The 17,866-nt window shown below is 50.9% G+C and carries 18 protein-coding genes; all 18 read left to right on the forward strand.

The window, feature by feature from the left end; translation table 11 throughout:
* The first annotated feature begins 53 nt into the window (after positions 1-53).
* A complete protein-coding gene (locus AC15IQ_RS08555) occupies positions 54-644 on the forward strand; it encodes a UbiX family flavin prenyltransferase (protein ID WP_483178538.1) in 591 nt (196 codons plus the stop codon).
* A 57-nt stretch (positions 645-701) separates the two neighbouring features.
* Entirely contained in the window at positions 702-1,700 is a 999-nt protein-coding gene (locus AC15IQ_RS08560) for a polyprenyl synthetase family protein (protein ID WP_483178539.1), read from the forward strand.
* A gap of 18 nt (positions 1,701-1,718) precedes the next feature.
* Positions 1,719-2,507: a twin-arginine translocase subunit TatC gene (gene tatC / locus AC15IQ_RS08565; RefSeq protein WP_483178540.1), complete on the forward strand. Its 789-nt coding sequence runs from the start codon at positions 1,719-1,721 to the stop codon at positions 2,505-2,507.
* Positions 2,508-2,658: 151 nt separating this feature from the next.
* Positions 2,659-2,847, forward strand: a complete 189-nt coding sequence (gene tatA, locus AC15IQ_RS08570; protein WP_483178541.1) for a twin-arginine translocase TatA/TatE family subunit — start codon at positions 2,659-2,661, stop codon at positions 2,845-2,847.
* 32 nt (positions 2,848-2,879) lie between these two features.
* Positions 2,880-3,539: a precorrin-2 dehydrogenase/sirohydrochlorin ferrochelatase family protein gene (locus AC15IQ_RS08575; protein ID WP_483178542.1), complete on the forward strand. Its 660-nt coding sequence runs from the start codon at positions 2,880-2,882 to the stop codon at positions 3,537-3,539.
* Positions 3,536-4,828, forward strand: coding sequence for a glutamyl-tRNA reductase (hemA, locus tag AC15IQ_RS08580; protein WP_483178543.1), 1,293 nt, complete (start codon positions 3,536-3,538; stop codon positions 4,826-4,828). The genes AC15IQ_RS08575 and hemA overlap by 4 nt, the downstream gene beginning before the upstream one ends.
* Positions 4,797-5,726, forward strand: a complete 930-nt coding sequence (hemC, locus tag AC15IQ_RS08585) for a hydroxymethylbilane synthase (RefSeq protein ID WP_483178544.1) — start codon at positions 4,797-4,799, stop codon at positions 5,724-5,726. The genes hemA and hemC overlap by 32 nt, the downstream gene beginning before the upstream one ends.
* Positions 5,727-5,728: 2 nt before the next feature.
* Entirely contained in the window at positions 5,729-7,273 is a 1,545-nt protein-coding gene (gene cobA / locus AC15IQ_RS08590) for a uroporphyrinogen-III C-methyltransferase (RefSeq protein ID WP_483178545.1), read from the forward strand.
* On the forward strand, positions 7,270-8,460 hold the full coding sequence (locus tag AC15IQ_RS08595; protein WP_483178546.1) for a radical SAM protein: 1,191 nt from the start codon (positions 7,270-7,272) through the stop codon (positions 8,458-8,460). The genes cobA and AC15IQ_RS08595 overlap by 4 nt, the downstream gene beginning before the upstream one ends.
* 31 nt (positions 8,461-8,491) lie before the next feature.
* Positions 8,492-9,469: a porphobilinogen synthase gene (gene hemB, locus AC15IQ_RS08600; protein ID WP_483178547.1), complete on the forward strand. Its 978-nt coding sequence runs from the start codon at positions 8,492-8,494 to the stop codon at positions 9,467-9,469.
* 32 nt (positions 9,470-9,501) lie between these two features.
* Complete coding sequence (gene nirJ2, locus AC15IQ_RS08605) at positions 9,502-10,506, forward strand: putative heme d1 biosynthesis radical SAM protein NirJ2 (RefSeq protein WP_483178548.1); 1,005 nt, start codon at positions 9,502-9,504, stop codon at positions 10,504-10,506.
* Positions 10,499-10,969, forward strand: coding sequence for a siroheme decarboxylase subunit alpha (gene ahbA, locus AC15IQ_RS08610; RefSeq protein WP_483178549.1), 471 nt, complete (start codon positions 10,499-10,501; stop codon positions 10,967-10,969). Before nirJ2 ends, ahbA begins: the two co-directional genes overlap by 8 nt.
* On the forward strand, positions 10,959-11,465 hold the full coding sequence (gene ahbB, locus AC15IQ_RS08615) for a siroheme decarboxylase subunit beta (RefSeq protein ID WP_483178550.1): 507 nt from the start codon (positions 10,959-10,961) through the stop codon (positions 11,463-11,465). The genes ahbA and ahbB overlap by 11 nt, the downstream gene beginning before the upstream one ends.
* A gap of 2 nt (positions 11,466-11,467) precedes the next feature.
* Positions 11,468-12,754 (forward strand): glutamate-1-semialdehyde 2,1-aminomutase, encoded by a 1,287-nt coding sequence (gene hemL, locus AC15IQ_RS08620; protein ID WP_483178551.1) that lies wholly within the window; start codon positions 11,468-11,470, stop codon positions 12,752-12,754.
* On the forward strand, positions 12,751-13,536 hold the full coding sequence (locus AC15IQ_RS08625; protein WP_483178552.1) for a CheR family methyltransferase: 786 nt from the start codon (positions 12,751-12,753) through the stop codon (positions 13,534-13,536). The genes hemL and AC15IQ_RS08625 overlap by 4 nt, the downstream gene beginning before the upstream one ends.
* A gap of 235 nt (positions 13,537-13,771) precedes the next feature.
* Positions 13,772-14,530: an electron transfer flavoprotein subunit beta/FixA family protein gene (locus AC15IQ_RS08630; RefSeq protein WP_483178553.1), complete on the forward strand. Its 759-nt coding sequence runs from the start codon at positions 13,772-13,774 to the stop codon at positions 14,528-14,530.
* 36 nt (positions 14,531-14,566) lie between these two features.
* Positions 14,567-15,520, forward strand: coding sequence for an electron transfer flavoprotein subunit alpha/FixB family protein (locus AC15IQ_RS08635; protein WP_483178554.1), 954 nt, complete (start codon positions 14,567-14,569; stop codon positions 15,518-15,520).
* Positions 15,521-15,606: 86 nt separating this feature from the next.
* Positions 15,607-17,742, forward strand: a complete 2,136-nt coding sequence (locus AC15IQ_RS08640; RefSeq protein ID WP_483178555.1) for a heterodisulfide reductase-related iron-sulfur binding cluster — start codon at positions 15,607-15,609, stop codon at positions 17,740-17,742.
* Positions 17,743-17,866: the final 124 nt, after the last annotated feature.

Below are 17,866 nucleotides of genomic sequence, written 5' to 3' on the forward strand. Positions count from 1 at the left end.
CTGGTACGATGGGTATGCTTGACTTTACTAATTAGGCAACTGGGGGATGCTGGATGAAGAGGTACACCGTTGGGTTGACCGGTGCCAGTGGGATTATTTATGGAATTACACTTATCAGGGAACTACTGCTGGCTGGTTTTGAGGTACATGTTATCGTCAGTCAGGCAGCCGAGCTGGTTCTCAATCAGGAACAGGGTTGGCAGCAGGGAGAGAATGCAGCACAGGCTCTGAACTCGCTGCAAGACCGCTACCCACAGCTGATACGCCATGACAACCAAAATATTGCCGCTCCCATAGCCAGCGGTTCTTACCTGACCGAGGCCATGATCATCTTGCCCTGCACCATGGCTACTCTCTCCGCTCTGGCCCAGGGCAGCTCCAATAGCCTGATCGAACGGGCTGCCGATGTAATGCTTAAAGAAAATCGACCTCTGATAGTAGTGCCCCGGGAAACGCCTTTGAGCATTATCCATATCAGAAACATGCTGCTCTTAGCAGAAGCCGGAGGCCGTATCGTGCCGGCCATGCCAGCTTTCTATCATCATCCCCAAAGGGTACAGGACCTGGTCGACTTTATGGTAGGTAAAATCCTGGATATGTTAAAGGTACCCAATAAGATGTTTATCCGCTATGAGGGTGATTGATGAACCGTACCGAATCTGGGTACGATTTGGTTGGAATACGTCGAATGAAGCATTATAATGAGTTTAATTGACTATGTGGGGGAACACATGGGACCCAATGATTTCTTTGCCCCGGTTGCAGATGAACTGCAAAGGGTTGAAAGCAGCCTGGAGACCAATATAAACACTGATTTGGGCGTATTGCATGCGGCCTCGACCCACCTTATTAAAGCCGGTGGCAAGAGGCTGCGACCGGCGTTTGCCCTCCTGGCAGCGCGGGTTTTTATAGATGACTTGGATGAAATTATCCCCCTGGCCATAGCCCTGGAATTGACCCATATGGCTACCCTGGTGCATGACGATGTAATTGATAATTCGCAAATCCGCCGTGGCACTGATACTGTTAAGAAGTTGTGGGGCAACCGCCTGTCTATCTACGCTGGTAACCTGGTATTCGCAAATTCGCTGTCCCTGGTAGCAGGGTATCAGCGGCAGGATATGGTAAACATACTGGCTGATACCAGTATGAAAATCTGTGAGGGCGAGATCATACAGATGTTGAGCGCCTACAACACTGAAGTAGGTATGAAAAACTATCTCCGCCGCATCGAACGTAAGACGGCTTTGTTGATCTCGGTGAGTTGCCAGCTGGGAGCCTTGCTAACCCCGGCTGGTATTGCCGAAATTTCTGCTCTGCAGAAGTATGGTTATTATCTGGGGATGGCTTTTCAGGTGACTGACGACATACTGGATTTTGTGGCCACCGAAGAGATCCTGGGAAAGCCGACTGGAAGTGATATCAGGCAGGGTATAATAACTCTGCCGACAATTTATGCTTTGCGTTTCAGCCCCCACCGGCAGGATTTGCAGCGCTGGCTGTCATCTGCGCAGTGCTGTATCGAACAGACCGATCATATTGTAGATCTGGTAATTGATGCCGGGGGGATTGATTATGCTTACTATGCGGCCCAATATTACACCGAAAAAGCCAAACGTCAACTGCGCTATTTACCCAAGACCCCAATCACTGAGAATCTGGGGATGATGGCTGATTTTATCTCCAACCGAGACTATTAAATATGAGGTGCTTAACCAGTGGCCTTTTTCAATTTTGGTGACATGACCAAGGAAGAAAAGCAGACCTTCATCGCCCATCTGGAAGAATTGCGGACCGCGGTCCTGATAAGCGTGGTTGCTATTGTTATCGGTGCCTGTGTTGCCTTCTATTACAATGAAGAGATACTGGCGGCGATCGTCTCGCCCTTGAGCTCTCTGCAGCAGACCTTGATAGTTACCGGAGTGACTGAAGCCTTCTTCGTCAAGATAAAGCTGGCTTTGTATGCGGGGTTTGTTATGGCCTTTCCGGTAGTGGTGTGGGCTTTATGGCGCTTTATCAAGCCTGGCTTGTATCCGCACGAAAGGCGTTATGTGTATGTACTGTTGCCAGTCACGGTGTTGCTCTTTGCTGCCGGAGTCCTTTTTTCTTATTTTGGAATTCTGCCTTTGGTTCTGAATTTCTTCATCTTTATTGCAGGGGAAAATCTGGAAACGCTTTTCAAAGTGGATCAATATGTTTCCTTTGTTACAGCCTTCACCATTCCCTTTGGACTGGTTTTTGAACTGCCGGTGGCGGTGTTTTTCCTCACCAAGATCGGGGTGATCAAGCCGGAGTGGATGAAGAAAAACCGTAAGTACGCATTATTGGCCATCGTTGTGGTGGCTGCCGCTCTGACTCCTGGCCCAGACCCAATATCCCAACTGATGATGGCTATCCCGGTATATTTGCTCTATGAAGTCAGCATTTGGGTGTCCAGATGGGCCAGCAAAGGAAAAACCCGTCTATCCCAAACAGAGGGAGATGATAAGCAGGAAGCTGAAAGGTAGCCGTGGTAAGGGCGTAACACATTAACAGCCGCAGCGATAAGGAGCCGTTCCCTTTACAAAAAAGGACCCATTTGTCATAATAGCACTATATATGGGGGGACAACTGGTAGCATCGCTGTGCGGCTCAATTTGAGCAAAGGAGAGAAATATTTTGTTTGCATTTCTGCCATTTAATGTTGGCCCTTGGGAACTGATCCTGATTCTGGTCATATTATTGATAATCGTAGGACCGGGAAAACTACCGCAAGTAGGACAATCCCTGGGCAAAGCCCTGCAGAACTTTAAGAAATCCCGTGAAGAAGAACCCGACGAGGAAAGTGAAGATAAATCCGGCAAGTAGTTGGGACAAGTAGTAAAGTACTGCTTTTGCCCATGAAGTTTGGAGTATATATGCATCACCTGTTTCCCATTTGCCTGAATCTACAAGACAAAACCTGCCTGGTGGTAGGTGGCGGCCGGGTGGCAGAACGCAAGATAGCGTCATTGATAGAATATGGCGCCAGGGTCAAGGTGGTTAGCAATGCTGTTACTCTGCGCATCGAACAATGGCAGCAAGAAGAGTTGGTGCAAGTCTCATTGCGCGATTTTGAAGCAGAAGACCTGGAAGGTGTTTGGCTGGTTTTCATAGCCACGGACAACCGCCGGGTCAATGGGGAGATCAGCCAGTTATGCCAACGCATGAGTGTTCCGGCCAATGTGGTGGATAATCCTGCCGAATGTGACTTTCTGGTACCATCAGTGCTGCAGCGCGGCTCACTGCAGGTAGCGGTATCCACCGAAGGCAAGAGCCCAGCCTATGCAGCGCAATTGCGCCGGGAATTGGAGGCCATTATCACCCCAGCCCATGGCGAATGGGTCGATCTGTTGGGTGAGGTCAAGATCTATCTTCAAAGCCAGGTGCCGGATATCAGCATTAGAAAGAAGATAATTGAATCAATCGTTAACTCGGATATACTAAACCTGATTCTAGTGGGGGAGAAAGACAAAGCGAAGGAGAAGATTAGGCAATGTATGTCCTTTTGGCAGGTTTGAACCATCGCACTGCGCCGGTAGAAGTGCGTGAAAAACTGGCTTTTTCCGCCCCAGTGATGGAAAAGGCTTATCAATATCTGCGGCACAGTGCAGACATTGAAGGTGCTGTTATCTTGGCGACCTGTAACCGAACCGAGGTCTATGCCACCACCCGGGATATTGCCAAGGGAATTATTGTGCTCAACCGCTTCCTGGAAGAATTTTCGGGTTTTTCCCATAGCGAACTCAAGGGTTATTTGTACCAGCCTACCTGTTATGATGCTATTTCCCACCTTTTCAGGGTATCGTCCGGCCTGGACTCGATGATACTGGGGGAAGCACAGATATTAGCCCAGGTTAAAGACGCATACCAGACCGCCATGGATCAAGCCGCTTCTGACGGTGTTTTGAATGCCTTGTTCCAAAAGGCCATTTTCGTGGGTAAAAAGATCCGCACGGAAACCGGTATAGACCAGCATCCGGTGTCGGTCAGTTATGCTGCAGTTGAATTGGCCCGTCAGCATTTCGATACACTGGAGGACAAAACCGTATTGGTAGTCGGTGCCGGGGAAATGAGCGAATTGGCTACCCGCTATCTGATGCTGAATGGCGTCAAATCGGTAATTGTATCCAATCGCTCTTATGACCGCGCCCAGATGATGGCAGAGAGCCTTGGCGGGCGTGCGGTGAGGTTCGATCAGCTGCCAGAGGAAATGCTGGAGGCGGACATCGTGATAAGCTGTACTGCCGCCAACCATTATGTGATCAGGACGGATAACTGCGGAGAGCAGCTCTCTACTCGTCAGGGCCGGGAGATCATCATAATCGATATCGCCGTGCCCCGAGATGTTGATCCCCTTCTGGGCAATATCCCTGGGGTGCACATATTTGACATTGACGACCTGCACAGCGTGGTGGATGAAAACCATTTGCAGCGCCAGCGGGCAGCCCACCAGGCGGAGCAAATAATTGCCCTGGAGTTGGACAAATTCCATGAATGGCTGGCTGGTTTATATGTGGTTCCGGTTATAACCTCGCTCAAACAAAAGGCCGAAGCTGTTAAAGAACAGGAGTTGAGAAAAGCCTTTAACCGGCTCGGCAAGGTTTCTGAACATGACCGGAAAGTAATCGTATCTATGGCCCAAAACATCATCAGTCACCTGCTGCATGACCCCATTGTGAGCCTAAAAGAAATGGCGGTCAAGGATGAGGGCCATCAATGCGCCGAAATCACCAAAAAGCTGTTCAAGCTGCAGGTGAATATGGAGGAACAGGCCAATGAGCAAGTTAAGATTGGGAACCAGGGGTAGCAAGCTGGCCATGTGGCAGGCTCATCACGTTGCCGACCGGCTGCGTGAGAAGGTTCCCGGGCTCGAGGTGGATATCCAGGTCATCAAGACCAAGGGGGATAAAATCCTTGATGTATCACTGTCCCGCATAGGCGATAAAGGGCTTTTTACTAAGGAAATTGAATTGGCATTGCTTAAAAATAAGGTAGATCTGGCGGTTCACAGCATGAAGGATCTGCCTTCTGTTCTCGAATCGGGTCTATGTCTGGGTGCGGTGTTATGCCGGGAGAATCCCCAGGACGTTCTGCTTTCCCGGCAAGGCTTGGGATTGACCAGCCTGCCCCGGGGAGCGCGGGTGGGCACCTCCAGTTTACGGCGCATAGCTCAGCTTAAAGCGAAACGGCCCGATTTTAACATGATTGATTTAAGAGGCAATGTGGAAACACGCATTCGGAAGATGCACCAGGAAGGACTGGATGCTATTATCCTGGCCTATGCAGGTGTTAAAAGACTCGGTTATGAACATCTCATCACCGAGGTGCTGCCCCAGGAGATACTAATGCCAGCGGTGGGGCAGGGCGCTCTGGGGGTGGAGATCCGCAGCGGCGACCAGGACATCTCCAGGATAGTGGGACTGATTAACCATGAGCCCACCCGTCGGGGGGTTTTGGCGGAAAGGGCCTTTTTGCGCGTACTGGAGGGCGGTTGCCAGATTCCGGTGGGAGCACTGGCCGAGGTCGAAGCAGGGCAACTCCACCTGTCAGGCCTGGTGGCTTCCCTGGATGGCACTGCGATGTACCGAGGAACGATAGAGGGCAGCCTGGACGAATTTGAAGAACTGGGGCAGAGTCTAGCCGCAGATTTGCTTTTGAGAGGCGCCGACAAGACCCTGGAAGAAATACGCAGTTTAGGGGGGTAATGATGGAAAAAGGCTTGGTCTATTTAATAGGGGCCGGGCCCGGAGATCCGGGCCTGTTGACCATAAGAGCCCGCCAGGTGCTGGAACAGGCTGATGTGGTAGTATATGACCGCCTGGTTGGTGCGGAGATTCTAGCTATGGCCAATCCACAGGCGGAATTGATATATGTGGGCAAGATCTCGGGGCAGCATGCTCTGCCCCAGGATGAGATCAATCAATTGCTGGTTGAAAAGGCCGCAGCCGGAAAAAAGGTAGCCCGGCTCAAAGGCGGAGATCCCTTTTTATATGGCCGAGGTGGAGAAGAGGCCTTGTATGTTCGCCAACAAGGCCTGGATTTTGAAATTATCCCTGGCATTACCTCCGCCATCGCGGTGCCAGCCTACGCGGGCATTCCAGTAACTCACCGCGATGCCACCTCCAGTTTCGCTGTCATTACCGGGCATGAAAAACCCGACAAAACTGTCAGCTCGATAGCGTGGGACAAGATCAGCACCGGTATTGGCACCCTGGTATTCTTGATGGGAGTCGACAACCTCCCTACCATCTGCCGGGAATTGATCGACAATGGCCGCGATCCGTCCACCCCGATCGCGTTGATACGCTGGGGCACACTGCCGCAGCAAGAGGTTTTAGAGGGCACTCTGCAGGATATAGTACAAAAGGCCACGGCTGCCGCTTTTAAGCCACCGGCAGTGACCATAGTGGGCGAGGTGGTGCAGCTTCGCGAACACCTCTGCTGGGTAGAGAATAAGCCTTTGTGGGGTAAGCGGATCATCGTCACCCGGGCTCGAGCCCAGGCCAGTGAACTGGTCGACAGGCTCCGTGCCGTCGGAGCACAGGCTATTGAATTTCCTAGCATCGAAATACAAAAGCAAGTTGACCAGGAGGCTTTGCAGACTGCTTTTAAAAACCTGGAGTACTACGACTGGATGATATTCACCAGTGTTAACGGGGTAGACATATTCCTGGAGGAGATGTTTTCCTATGGGCTTGACATAAGGGATTTGAAAGGGATACGGCTGGTGTGTATAGGACCGGCAACCAGGGCCAGGTTGGAGAAATACGGTCTGCAGGTGGAGATCACACCCGAGGAATATCGGGCTGAAGGTATATTGGAAGAGCTGCACAGAAGCATTACTCCAGGCCAATGGGTGTTATTGCCCCGCGCCGCCGGGGCGCGCAATATACTGCCCGAGACCTTCAAGGCCTGGGGAGTGTATATGCATGAGATAACCCTTTATCAAGCTGTACCGGCAGCAGCCCGGGCGGGTAATATAGTTGAACAGATTATTGGTGGGGAATTCGATTATCTAACATTTACAAGTTCATCAACCGTGACCAATTTCGTTAAAATGATAGGTGAGGACAAGGTGTCCCTTATTGACCCGCTGCTCAAGGTGGCCTGCATCGGCCCGGTTACTGCTGATACAGCCCGTGATCTGGGCTTTACTGTTGATGTCCTGGCCGGGGAATACACTATTGTCGGACTTGTTCAAGCTCTTATCGAAGATGCTCGGGACAGCAAGAGAGAGGAGAGGGTGCAGTGATAGGATGCACTAAACTGTTATGCGGTCAGGCAACCGTTTCGGATGCGATTAAACACCGGGGGCAGCAAGGCGACATACCGCCTCAGCTGTTGCAATTCTCCGCTACTGATCGCCCCCTGGTGGTATGGAATATGACCAACCGCTGCAACCTTAAATGCCTGCACTGCTACATCAAGGCAGAGGACAGAAAATACCAGGACGAGCTTACAACTGCGGAAGCTGAGATTTTTATCCGCGACCTGGCGGAAATGAAAGTGCCGGTGCTGTTATTCTCCGGGGGTGAACCGTTGTTGCGCCAGGATATCTTCCATTTAGGCAGGATGGCTGCAGACATGGGATTAAGACCGGTCATATCCACCAATGGCACTTTGATAGATGACCAGGCGGCAGAGAAAATCAAACAGGCTGGGTTCCAATATGTAGGGATAAGCATTGACGGCGGCCCTGAGACCCACGATCATTTTCGCAGCATACCCGGCGCCTTTGACATGGCTTTGAGAGGTATTCGCACCTGCTTGGAGCACGGTATAAAAACCGGTATACGTTTCACAGTCAATAAATATAATCAAGAGGACTTGCCTGTAATCTTTGATCTGGTAGAGCAGGAAGGCATCCCCCGTTTTTGCATGTATCATCTGGTCTATGCAGGACGTGGGGCGGAGATGGCAGGCATGGATACCACTAGCGATGAAAAGCGGTCTATACTAGACTATGTCAGTCAAAAGACCCTGGAACTGGCTGCTAAAGGAATAGAGACCGAGATACTCACTACTGACAACCATGCTGACGGCATATACCTCTTGGACAGAATCAAAGCAGAGGATCCGGAAAGGGCTCAAGAGGTAATTCAGCTTTTAGAGATGCACGGCGGCTGCTCGGCAGGAACCAAATTTGCCAATGTGGATCCGCGCGGCAATGTTCATCCCTGTCAGTTCTGGCAGGATTATACTGTAGGCAATGTGCGCGAAAAGCCCTTCAGTGAGATTTGGATTTCTGACGATCCCCTGATGGTTCAGCTCAGGGAGAAGCAACTCCATCTTAAAGGGGCCTGCGGGGAATGCAGTTACAAGCACCTGTGCGGTGGTTGCCGCATACGTGCCAGAGCAGTTTCCGGTGATCTGTGGGCCGAGGACCCGGCCTGCTATCTCGATGAGGCTCAACGTCGGGGAGAAAAGAGTATCGGCTAGAGGCCGTTTTAAATCTGTGAGGTGAACTCTGATGGCATTTCCTATCCAACGTTTGAGAAGACTGCGCAGTAATGAGGTCCTGCGTGATATGGTAGCAGAGACTAGACTGTCGGTGAAAGAATTCATCTATCCGCTGTTTGTTCATTTCGGCCAGGGAGTTAGAAACCCCATAAACTCCATGCCCGGTATTTTTCAGTTCTCGGTCGACCAATTGGCGGGGGAGGTCAAAGAGATCGAAGCTCTGGGTATTCCTGCCGTGCTCCTGTTCGGTATCCCAGAATATAAGGATGCCTGTGGCAGTGAGGCTTACAGTGATGACGGCCTGGTGCCACAGGCCATCAAGGCCATCAAAGACACCTGCCCCCAGCTGCAGGTCATCACTGATGTATGCATGTGTGAATACACCGACCATGGCCATTGCGGGATTATTCGTCCTGATGGCGTGGTTGACAACGATGCCACCCTGGAATTGCTGGCCATGGAGGCCTTATCCCATGTCAGGGCAGGGTGTGATATAGTTGCGCCTTCAGATATGATGGACGGCAGGGTGGGCTATATACGCCAGCGCTTGGATGAATCGGGGTTTTCTGATACACCCATAATGTCGTACGCTGTCAAGTACGCCTCCGGGTTCTATGGACCCTTCCGCGAAGCTGCTGATTCTGCCCCGCAGTTCGGAGACCGCCGTACCCACCAGATGGATCCGGCCAATGTCCGCGAGGCTCTGCGCGAGGTAAGCCTGGATGTGCAGGAAGGGGCCGATATGGTCATGGTCAAACCAGCTTTGCCTTATCTGGATGTGCTCCGGGTGGTCAAAGAACGATTCGGATTACCTACTGCAGCTTACAATGTGAGCGGGGAATATGCCATGATCAAGGCCGCCGCTAAGGAGGGCTGGATAGATGAGGCGCGCGTGATATTGGAAGTGCTGACCTCCATCAAAAGAGCCGGAGCCGACCTGACTATCACCTATTTTGCCAAAGACGCGGCCAGGCTATTAGGTCGCTAGGAGGTGAAGGGACAGATTATTCTGTCGATATTATGCTGGTTTCTTGGAACACCACTAATCAATGTAATCAAAATTGCGAACACTGTTACCGGGATGCTGGTAGCGTGATGCAGGCTGAACTTAACACCGATGAAGCCCGCCAGCTGATAAAAGACATCAAAAAGGCTGGTTTCAAAATAATGATATTCAGCGGCGGAGAACCTTTGATGCGGCCTGATATATACGAACTGATCAGTTTCGCTTCCTCACAGGGGCTGCGTGCGGTGTTGGGATCAAACGGCACCTTAATAGATGCTGATGCGGCCAGACAGCTCAAAACAGCTGGTATAATGGCAGCGGGTATCAGTCTGGACAGCCTGGATGAAAACAAGCATGATGCCTTCCGCGGCCTACCCGGTGCATCGGCTATGACCCTGAAAGGACTGAGCCATCTTCGTGAGGCTGGAATTCCTTATCAGATTCATACCACAGTAATGGAGTGGAACTCCGAGGAGTTAGAGGATATTACCGACTTCGCCATCCACATTGGGGCCATGGCCCATCACGTGTTCTTCCTGGTTCCCACCGGACGCGGCGCGGACATAGAACAGGAAGCCTTACGGGTGGCTGCATATGAAAAAACCATTGTCAGATTAATGAACAAACAAAAGACGGTCCCTATTGAAATCAAACCCACCTGTGCCCCGCAGTTTATCAGGGTGGCAGATAAAAAAGGCATTCCTCTGCGTTTTTCACGGGGTTGTCTGGCCGGCATCAGTTACTGCATTATTAATCCACGCGGGGATGTGCAGCCCTGTGCTTATCTGGATATGCCTTTGGCCAATATTAGAGAGACCCCTTTTAATGAAATATGGCAAAATCATCCTATGTTAAAGACCCTGCGCACCCTTGAGTATGAGGGTAAATGCGGCAGCTGTGAATACCAGCGGAGCTGCGGCGGGTGTCGAGCCCGGGCTTACTATTACAGCCGCGGCAACTACATGGCTGAAGACCAGTGGTGCCTGTATAAGCCGGCCGAAAGGCAATGCCATGAGTAATTTGGACAGAATAGATCGAGTATTATTGGACTGTCTGCAAAATAGTTTTCCTATAAGTGCCACCCCCTACCGGGACCTTGCGGAACAACTAGGAATTACCGAAGATGAGGTTATAGCCAGGGTTGAGGCTCTTAAACAAAAGGGGATTATAAGGCGCATCGGGGCTGTGCTGGACGCCAGGGCGATGGGCTATTATTCCACCCTGGTGGCCTGCCGGGTGGAGACCGGGGATTTGGAGAGGGTGGCAGCAGCAGTCGGCGCCCTGGCCGGGGTGACCCATAATTATCAGCGCGACCATGAGTATAATCTGTGGTTCACTCTAACTGCTCCCTCAGCGGAGGCGGTCAACCGTCTGCTGCAGCAGCTGCAGCAACAGACCGGGGCAACCATGGTTAGTATGCCGGCAGTATCGCTTTACAAAATAGATGCTCGTTTTGAAATGAGTGATGATAGTGGCAGATAGTACGCTTATTACCAAGGTAATCGATTTCCTTCAGGGTGATATTCCAGCGGTGCATCGCCCCTACGCCAGCCTGGCAGGACAACTGGGCTGCAGCGAAGCTGACATCCTGGAGGTTATCCACAAAATAAAGGCCCAAGGCATCATGCGCCGCTTCGGTGCGGTATTGCGTCACCAGCAGGCCGGTTTTGTCAATAATGCTATGGTGGCCTGGCAGGTGCCCGTGGGACGCGAAGATGAATCGGGTGTGCAGATGGCCTCCTATCCTCAGGTGAGCCATTGTTACTGGCGTAAGGTGCCGGAGGACTTTCCTTATCAGCTCTTCACCATGATTCACGCCCGCAATGAAGAGGAGTTGCAGCAGGTTCTCAATGCCATAGCCGCAGCAATTGAAATAATTGATTTTAAGGTATTGCGCAGTATCAGGGAATTCAAAAAGGTGAGCATGCGTTATCAATTAGAGGATTGGCTTCTGCCAAGCTCAAAGGAGGAAGTATAATCATGCAGGTCGCCGCTTCCAGAAAGCTTTTTTCCCAGGCCCAGACCGTAATTCCCGGCGGTGTAAACAGTCCGGTCAGAGCCTTCAAGTCCGTGGGCACAGATCCGCTTTTTATCGATAGAAGCAGTGGATGCCGAGTCGTGGATGTGGATGGCAATAGTTACATAGACTATGTGTGTTCATGGGGACCGTTGATATTAGGGCATTCCCATCCCGAGGTGGTGGAAGCCATTGTTCAAGCGGCCAGCAAGGGCACTAGCTACGGCGCTCCCTGTCAGCAGGAAGTGGAGATGGCAGCTATGATTTGTGCAGCTTTTCCCTCCATAGACAAGGTGCGTATGGTCAACTCGGGGACTGAAGCCACTATGAGCGCACTGCGCCTGGCCAGGGCTTATACCGGCCGCAGCCGTATAGTGAAGTTCGAAGGCTGCTACCATGGTCATGCCGATGCCTTCTTGATTAAGGCCGGTTCCGGCCTGTTGACTTCGGGAATACCTACCAGCCCGGGTATCCCCGCGCAATTAGCTGCATATACCCTGGTGGCTCGATATAATGATATCTCGTCGGTACAGGCTTTGTTTGAGCAGTATGGACAGGAAATTGCAGCGGTGATAGTGGAGCCGGTGGCTGGCAATATGGGTTTGGTTCTCCCTGAATTGGGCTTTTTAGCAGCACTACGTGATATCACCAATCAGTTTGGCAGTCTGTTGATTTTTGATGAGGTAATTACTGGATTCAGGGTTGCCTATGGCGGCTACCAAACTCTTATCGGCATACAGCCTGATTTGACCACCCTGGGAAAAATTATCGGCGGAGGCTTGCCGGTGGGCGCCTATGGGGGGCGCCGGGACATAATGGATCTGATCGCTCCGCAAGGACCGGTCTATCAGGCAGGGACCTTGTCAGGTAATCCGTTGGCCATGGCAGCGGGGGTGGCCACACTAAAAATACTCCAAGACAGTAACATCTATGCTCAGCTGGAACAGCGCTGCAAACACCTGACCGAGGGGTTGGGCAGTGTGTTCTCAGAGGCTGGGGAACGGGTGGTGATAAACCGTCTGGGTTCCATGTTTTCAGTCTTTTTTACCTCTGGCCAGGTCGATGGCTATGAAGCCGTGATGAGATGTGATACCGAGCGCTATGCGGCCTATTTCCGGGCTATGCTGCAGATGGGAGTATACTATCCGCCGGCTCAATTTGAGGTCAGTTTTGTGAGTATGGCCCACCGGGAGGAGGATATCGAAGCCACCATTGAAGCCACTCGCAGAGCCTTGGAATCATTGCCTTGAGAAATATTTACCGCAATGATTGGGCATGGTTTATAAGGCGCTTTGAGGCCATCAGCAGCATCAACCTCAACGCTTATAAACGTCCCCAGATGGAACGTCGCATTAACAGCTTCATGCGCAACCATAGCCTGGCTGATTATCATGAACTTATACAACGGCTGCAATCTGATCAGTCTATGTATAAGCGGTTTATGGAACACCTTACCATAAATGTGTCCGAATTCTTCCGCAACCCTCCCCATTGGAGGGTCTTGGAGGATACCATTATCCCCCTTTTGATTAAGCCGCAATATAGGCTTAAAATATGGAGTGCAGGGTGCTCGTCCGGCGAAGAAGCCTATTCACTAGCCATAACGGCCTGCGAAAAACGTATTGAACTGCGCGAGCCGATTCTGGCTACTGACCTGGACGCCGGTGTTTTGGAGATGGCGGCCAAGGGAGTATACCAGCCAGGCCAGCTGCAAGGTATCCCTGAGCAAATAAAAAGGAAGTATTTCGAGGAGAATAAAGGGTCATTCAAGATCACAAACGAACTGCGCAGCCTGGTCAGGTTTAAGCAGCATGACCTGTTAAAAGACCCCTTTCCGCGCGACTATGACTTAATTCTATGCCGCAATGTGGTAATTTACTTTACCGAGGAGACCAAACAAGAATTATATGGACGCTTTGCCAAAGCCTTAAGACCCGGTGGAGTATTGTTCATTGGGGGAACGGAGCAGATTTTTAACGGTCGCCAATTAGGTTTTAACTCCATTTCGACGTTTTTCTACCAGAAAATGTGAAAGCTGATAGCATAAAAAAGTTGCCATTCAGTTCAAAAAAGCAGGAAATGTAAGCCTGGTATCGAAGTTATAATATTGACTATCTATATATTATTCCATTATCAATCTGGCGGTAAATTTGCCGTAGGCAAGCAGAATAAATATATGCAGTTGTCATGGGGGTGGTGGCTGATTACTCAACATGTGGAATTCTGTTTTTCTTTGTCAACCGACTACTATCAGATGAAAAGGAGGAATGAACTTGAAGGTTCTGGTTTGTGTTAAGCAGACATTTGACACAGAGGCGAAGATCGAGTTAAAGGATGGCAAGATTTCCGATGCGGGGATCAATCTCATCATCAATCCATATGATGAGGTGGCTGTAGAAGGCGGCATCCAGCTGAAAGAAAAAGGCATTGCCAAAGAGGTCGTAGTTGTATCTGCCGGTTCAGACAAAGCCATGGACGCTATCCGCACTGCGCTGGCTATGGGAGCAGACCGGGGCATCCTGGTTAAACAGGACACTGCTGCTGACGAATATGCCAGAGCATGTGCATTGGCAGAGGTGATCAAAGGCGAATCACCCGATATCGTATTGGCTGGCCATGTAGCCGCCGACGATGGATCATCTCAGGTCCCCACCCGCATTGCTGAGATCCTTGGTTTTCCGCATGTCAACGTCATCACCGCGGTCGAGATTGCTGGCGGCAAAGCCACCTGCACCAGTGAGGCTGATGGCGGAACTCAGGTTACTGAAGTCAGCCTGCCCGCAGTTATTTCCAGCCAGGTAAGCTGGAATGAGCCTCGTTATCCTTCTATGAAGGGCATCATGGCAGCCAAGAAGAAACCGGTTTCCACTGTGGATGCCGCAGCTGTCGCTAACAAGGTTGCGATCGTCAGCGTTGCCTTGCCGCCTTCAAAACAGGCTGGCATCAAGATCGAAGACGAACCCGCAGTCGTTGGCGCCAAGCTGGCTGACTGGATGCTGAACACTGTTAAGGTCGAAGTAAAATAGGTGCCTACCAGGCTTATTAATAAAGGAGGGTAATTGATGGCAGGAACATGGGTTATAGTTGAACAAAAGGGCGGCAATATCCGTAAAGTTACTTATGAAATGCTGTCCGAAGCCAAGAAATGGGGCGACGAAGTAAGCGCAGTCGTATTCGGCCAGGGTGTCGAAGCATTGGCTCCCGAGTTTGCCAAATTCGGCGCTGATAAAGTATATGTGGTGGAAGGCGATATCTTTGCCAATTATAATACCGGTGCTTATGTAGCACAGTTGGCCGCCATGATCAATGAATATCAGCCCAATGCGATAATTTTTGCCCATACCTTCAACGGCAGAGACTTCGCATCCCGGTTGGCACAGAAATTGGAAGCAGGGCTGGCCACTGACGTAATCAAGGCTAATGTGAGCGCAGGCAAAGGCGTATTCACCAGATCTATCTATGCCGGTAAAGCTCTGGCTGAGGTGGAAGTTGCCACCGTTCCAGTATTGGCAACTATCCGTGCAGGGGTTATGGAATTGGCTGAATCAGCTGGAGCAGGTGCGGTGGTTAAACCCGCTATCGCTGCCAGTGCTGCTGATGTCTACCAGGTAGTAAAAGACTTCATCCCCACCGTTTCAGCCAGACCGGAACTGACTGAGGCTGATGTGGTTGTATCCGGCGGCCGTGGCTGCAAAGGCCCCGAGGGCATTAAGCTGGTAGAGCAACTGGCTGACATGCTGGGTGCCGCACTGGGCGGCAGCCGTGCATCGATCGACTCTGGATGGCTGGGCCATGAACTGCAGGTTGGACAGACCGGCAAGGTGGTCAATCCCAACCTGTACATCGCCTGTGGTATATCGGGCGCTATCCAGCATCTGGCTGGTATGTCTTCCTCCAAGTTCATCGCTTGCATCAATACTGACACTGAAGCTCCGATTTTCAACGTATCTGATTTCGGAGTAGTGGGCGACCTGTTCAAAGTCATTCCGGTTGTATGCAGTGAGCTAAAGAAATAACCCGGATTCCGGGAAAGGGGATAAACTGGATATACCTCCGGGTATATCCAGTCAATCCCGCTTCATTTAAGGAGGGAATTTTGTAAATGATTTTTGGATTTGTACCACTAGAGGGTGGTTATGAAGTTCCCATGAGGGTGGTCGGGGCTAACGTACCTTATGAATGGCTTATCTACATTTTTATGTTCATCCCCATCGGTATATTTTGTTTAGGTTTTTATGAAAAGGCCAAGGTATGGTGGCTTGCGAAGGGCGAGATCCACAGGGTCGACAATGGTTGGCAACGGCTCTTGTCATGGCTTACTTTCTCCTTTGCACAGGCTCGTGTAATCAGAAAACCTTTTGCCGGCTGGATGCACGCCTTCCTGTTCTGGGGCTTTTTGGTCCTGGCATTGGCGGCGGGCGTTGACGCAGCTCATTTTTGGATACATTGGCCTCCCATAGAAGGCACAACATATATTGCCTTCTCTTTTGTTGTTGACCTATTGGGCTTTTTGGCCCTGATAGGCATAATAGCTCTGGCTTTCATTCGTTATGTTCAAAAACCAGACCGCTTAAACGACACTAAAAAGTCCGATGGTTGGATAATCTTTTTGATTTTCACCATTCTGCTCACCGGGTTCTTTATTGAGGGCCTGAGAATAGCAGCTCAGATTAAATTGGCTACTACTATGCAACAGATCCAATACGAGCAAATGGCATCAGCCTTTGGCTGGTATTTTGCTTATCTGTTCATGGGAATGTCATTAGAATCAGTCCTGGTATGGCACCGCATCATGTGGTGGTTCCATATGGCGATTGCTTTCCTCTTTATTGCTATAGTTCCATTTACCAAACTGTGGCACATTATCACCAGCATGATCAACTATGCTTTCCGCGACCTGGGCCCCTCGGCTCTTCGTCATGTGGAAAACATTGAAGAGGCTGAAACCTTTGGAGTAGAAAACATCGAGGAGTTTGGATGGAAAGACATTGTCGACCTGGATGCCTGCATCCGCTGCGGGCGCTGCCAAGAAAACTGCCCGGCTTACAATACCGGCAAGCACCTTAATCCCAAGATTACCCTGATTCAAAACATGAAACAACACTGGGATGCCAAGGTGCCTTATCTGATCGCTGCCCAGGATCACCCCGCGGAAGAGGACGCTGCGGTGGCCATGACTGATGAAGCGGCCGCTGAGGCTGTGAATCCCATGGAACAGAGCCTGCTCTACGATGTAGTTACTACCGACGTAATCTGGGATTGCACCAACTGCCGCGCTTGTATGGAACACTGCCCGATGTTCATCGAGCACATTCCCAAGATCGCGGAAATGAGACGCAATCTGGTAATGTGGCAGGGAGATATGCCCGGTGAAGCGCAGATGGCTTTCACCAACATGGAACGCAATTACAACCCCTGGGGCGTTGGCTGGGCCAACCGCGCTCAGTGGCTCACCGAAAGAGGCGTTCGTGAGATGGTCAACCTCCTGCCTGAAGACGGCGGTGAGTTTGAATATCTGCTCTATGCCGGCTGCGCGGTATCCTTTGACGACCGTTATAAGAGGGTAGGGGAAGCCCTGGTCAGAGTGCTTAATGAGGCCGGAGTGAGCTTCGGTTACCTGGGCACCGAGGAGTTCTGCTGCGGTGACTCGGCCAGAAGACTGGGCAACGAATACCTGTACCAGACCCTGGTTCAGCAGAACCTTGAGTCCTTCAACAATTACGGTGTGAAGAAGATTATCGTGGTATGTCCGCACGGTTACAATGCCTTGAAGAACGAATACCCGCAGATGGGCGGCAACTTTGAGGTCTACCACTATACAGAAATCATCGCCCAGCTGATCGCTCAGGGCAAGATCAAACCGGGCAAACTCGGTGCCAAGGCCACCTATCACGATTCTTGCTTCCTGGGCAGACACAATAATATCTATGATCAGCCCAGGCAGGCCTTGCAGTCCGCTGGAGTGGCTATCACGGAAATCGAACAAGGCAAACAGTTCGGCTTCTGCTGTGGTGCCGGCGGCGGCCGGATGTGGCTGGAAGAACATGCCGTCGAAGGTTACAAACGCATCAATGATACCAGAACAGATCAGCTCTTAGAACCCAATCCGGAAATGATCATCACCAATTGCCCGTTCTGTTTGACCATGATTTCAGACGGTGTTAAAGGTGCTGAAGCCGAAGAGCAGACCAAGGTATTTGATGTGGCTGAAGTAGTCTGGCAGTCACTGAGCAAATAAACAGACAGCCTTTAGTTCTGAAGAACCCCTCTGCAAAGAGGGGTTCTTTTTAGGTGTGGCGTGCCCAGCCAATCAGGCATTATCTAGGTGGTGAAAGTCTGGAGGGGATGTGGGGATAAACGCG

Source organism: Syntrophomonas sp. DTU019, from assembly GCA_913757435.1.
Taxonomy (GTDB): domain Bacteria; phylum Bacillota; class Syntrophomonadia; order Syntrophomonadales; family Syntrophomonadaceae; genus DTU019.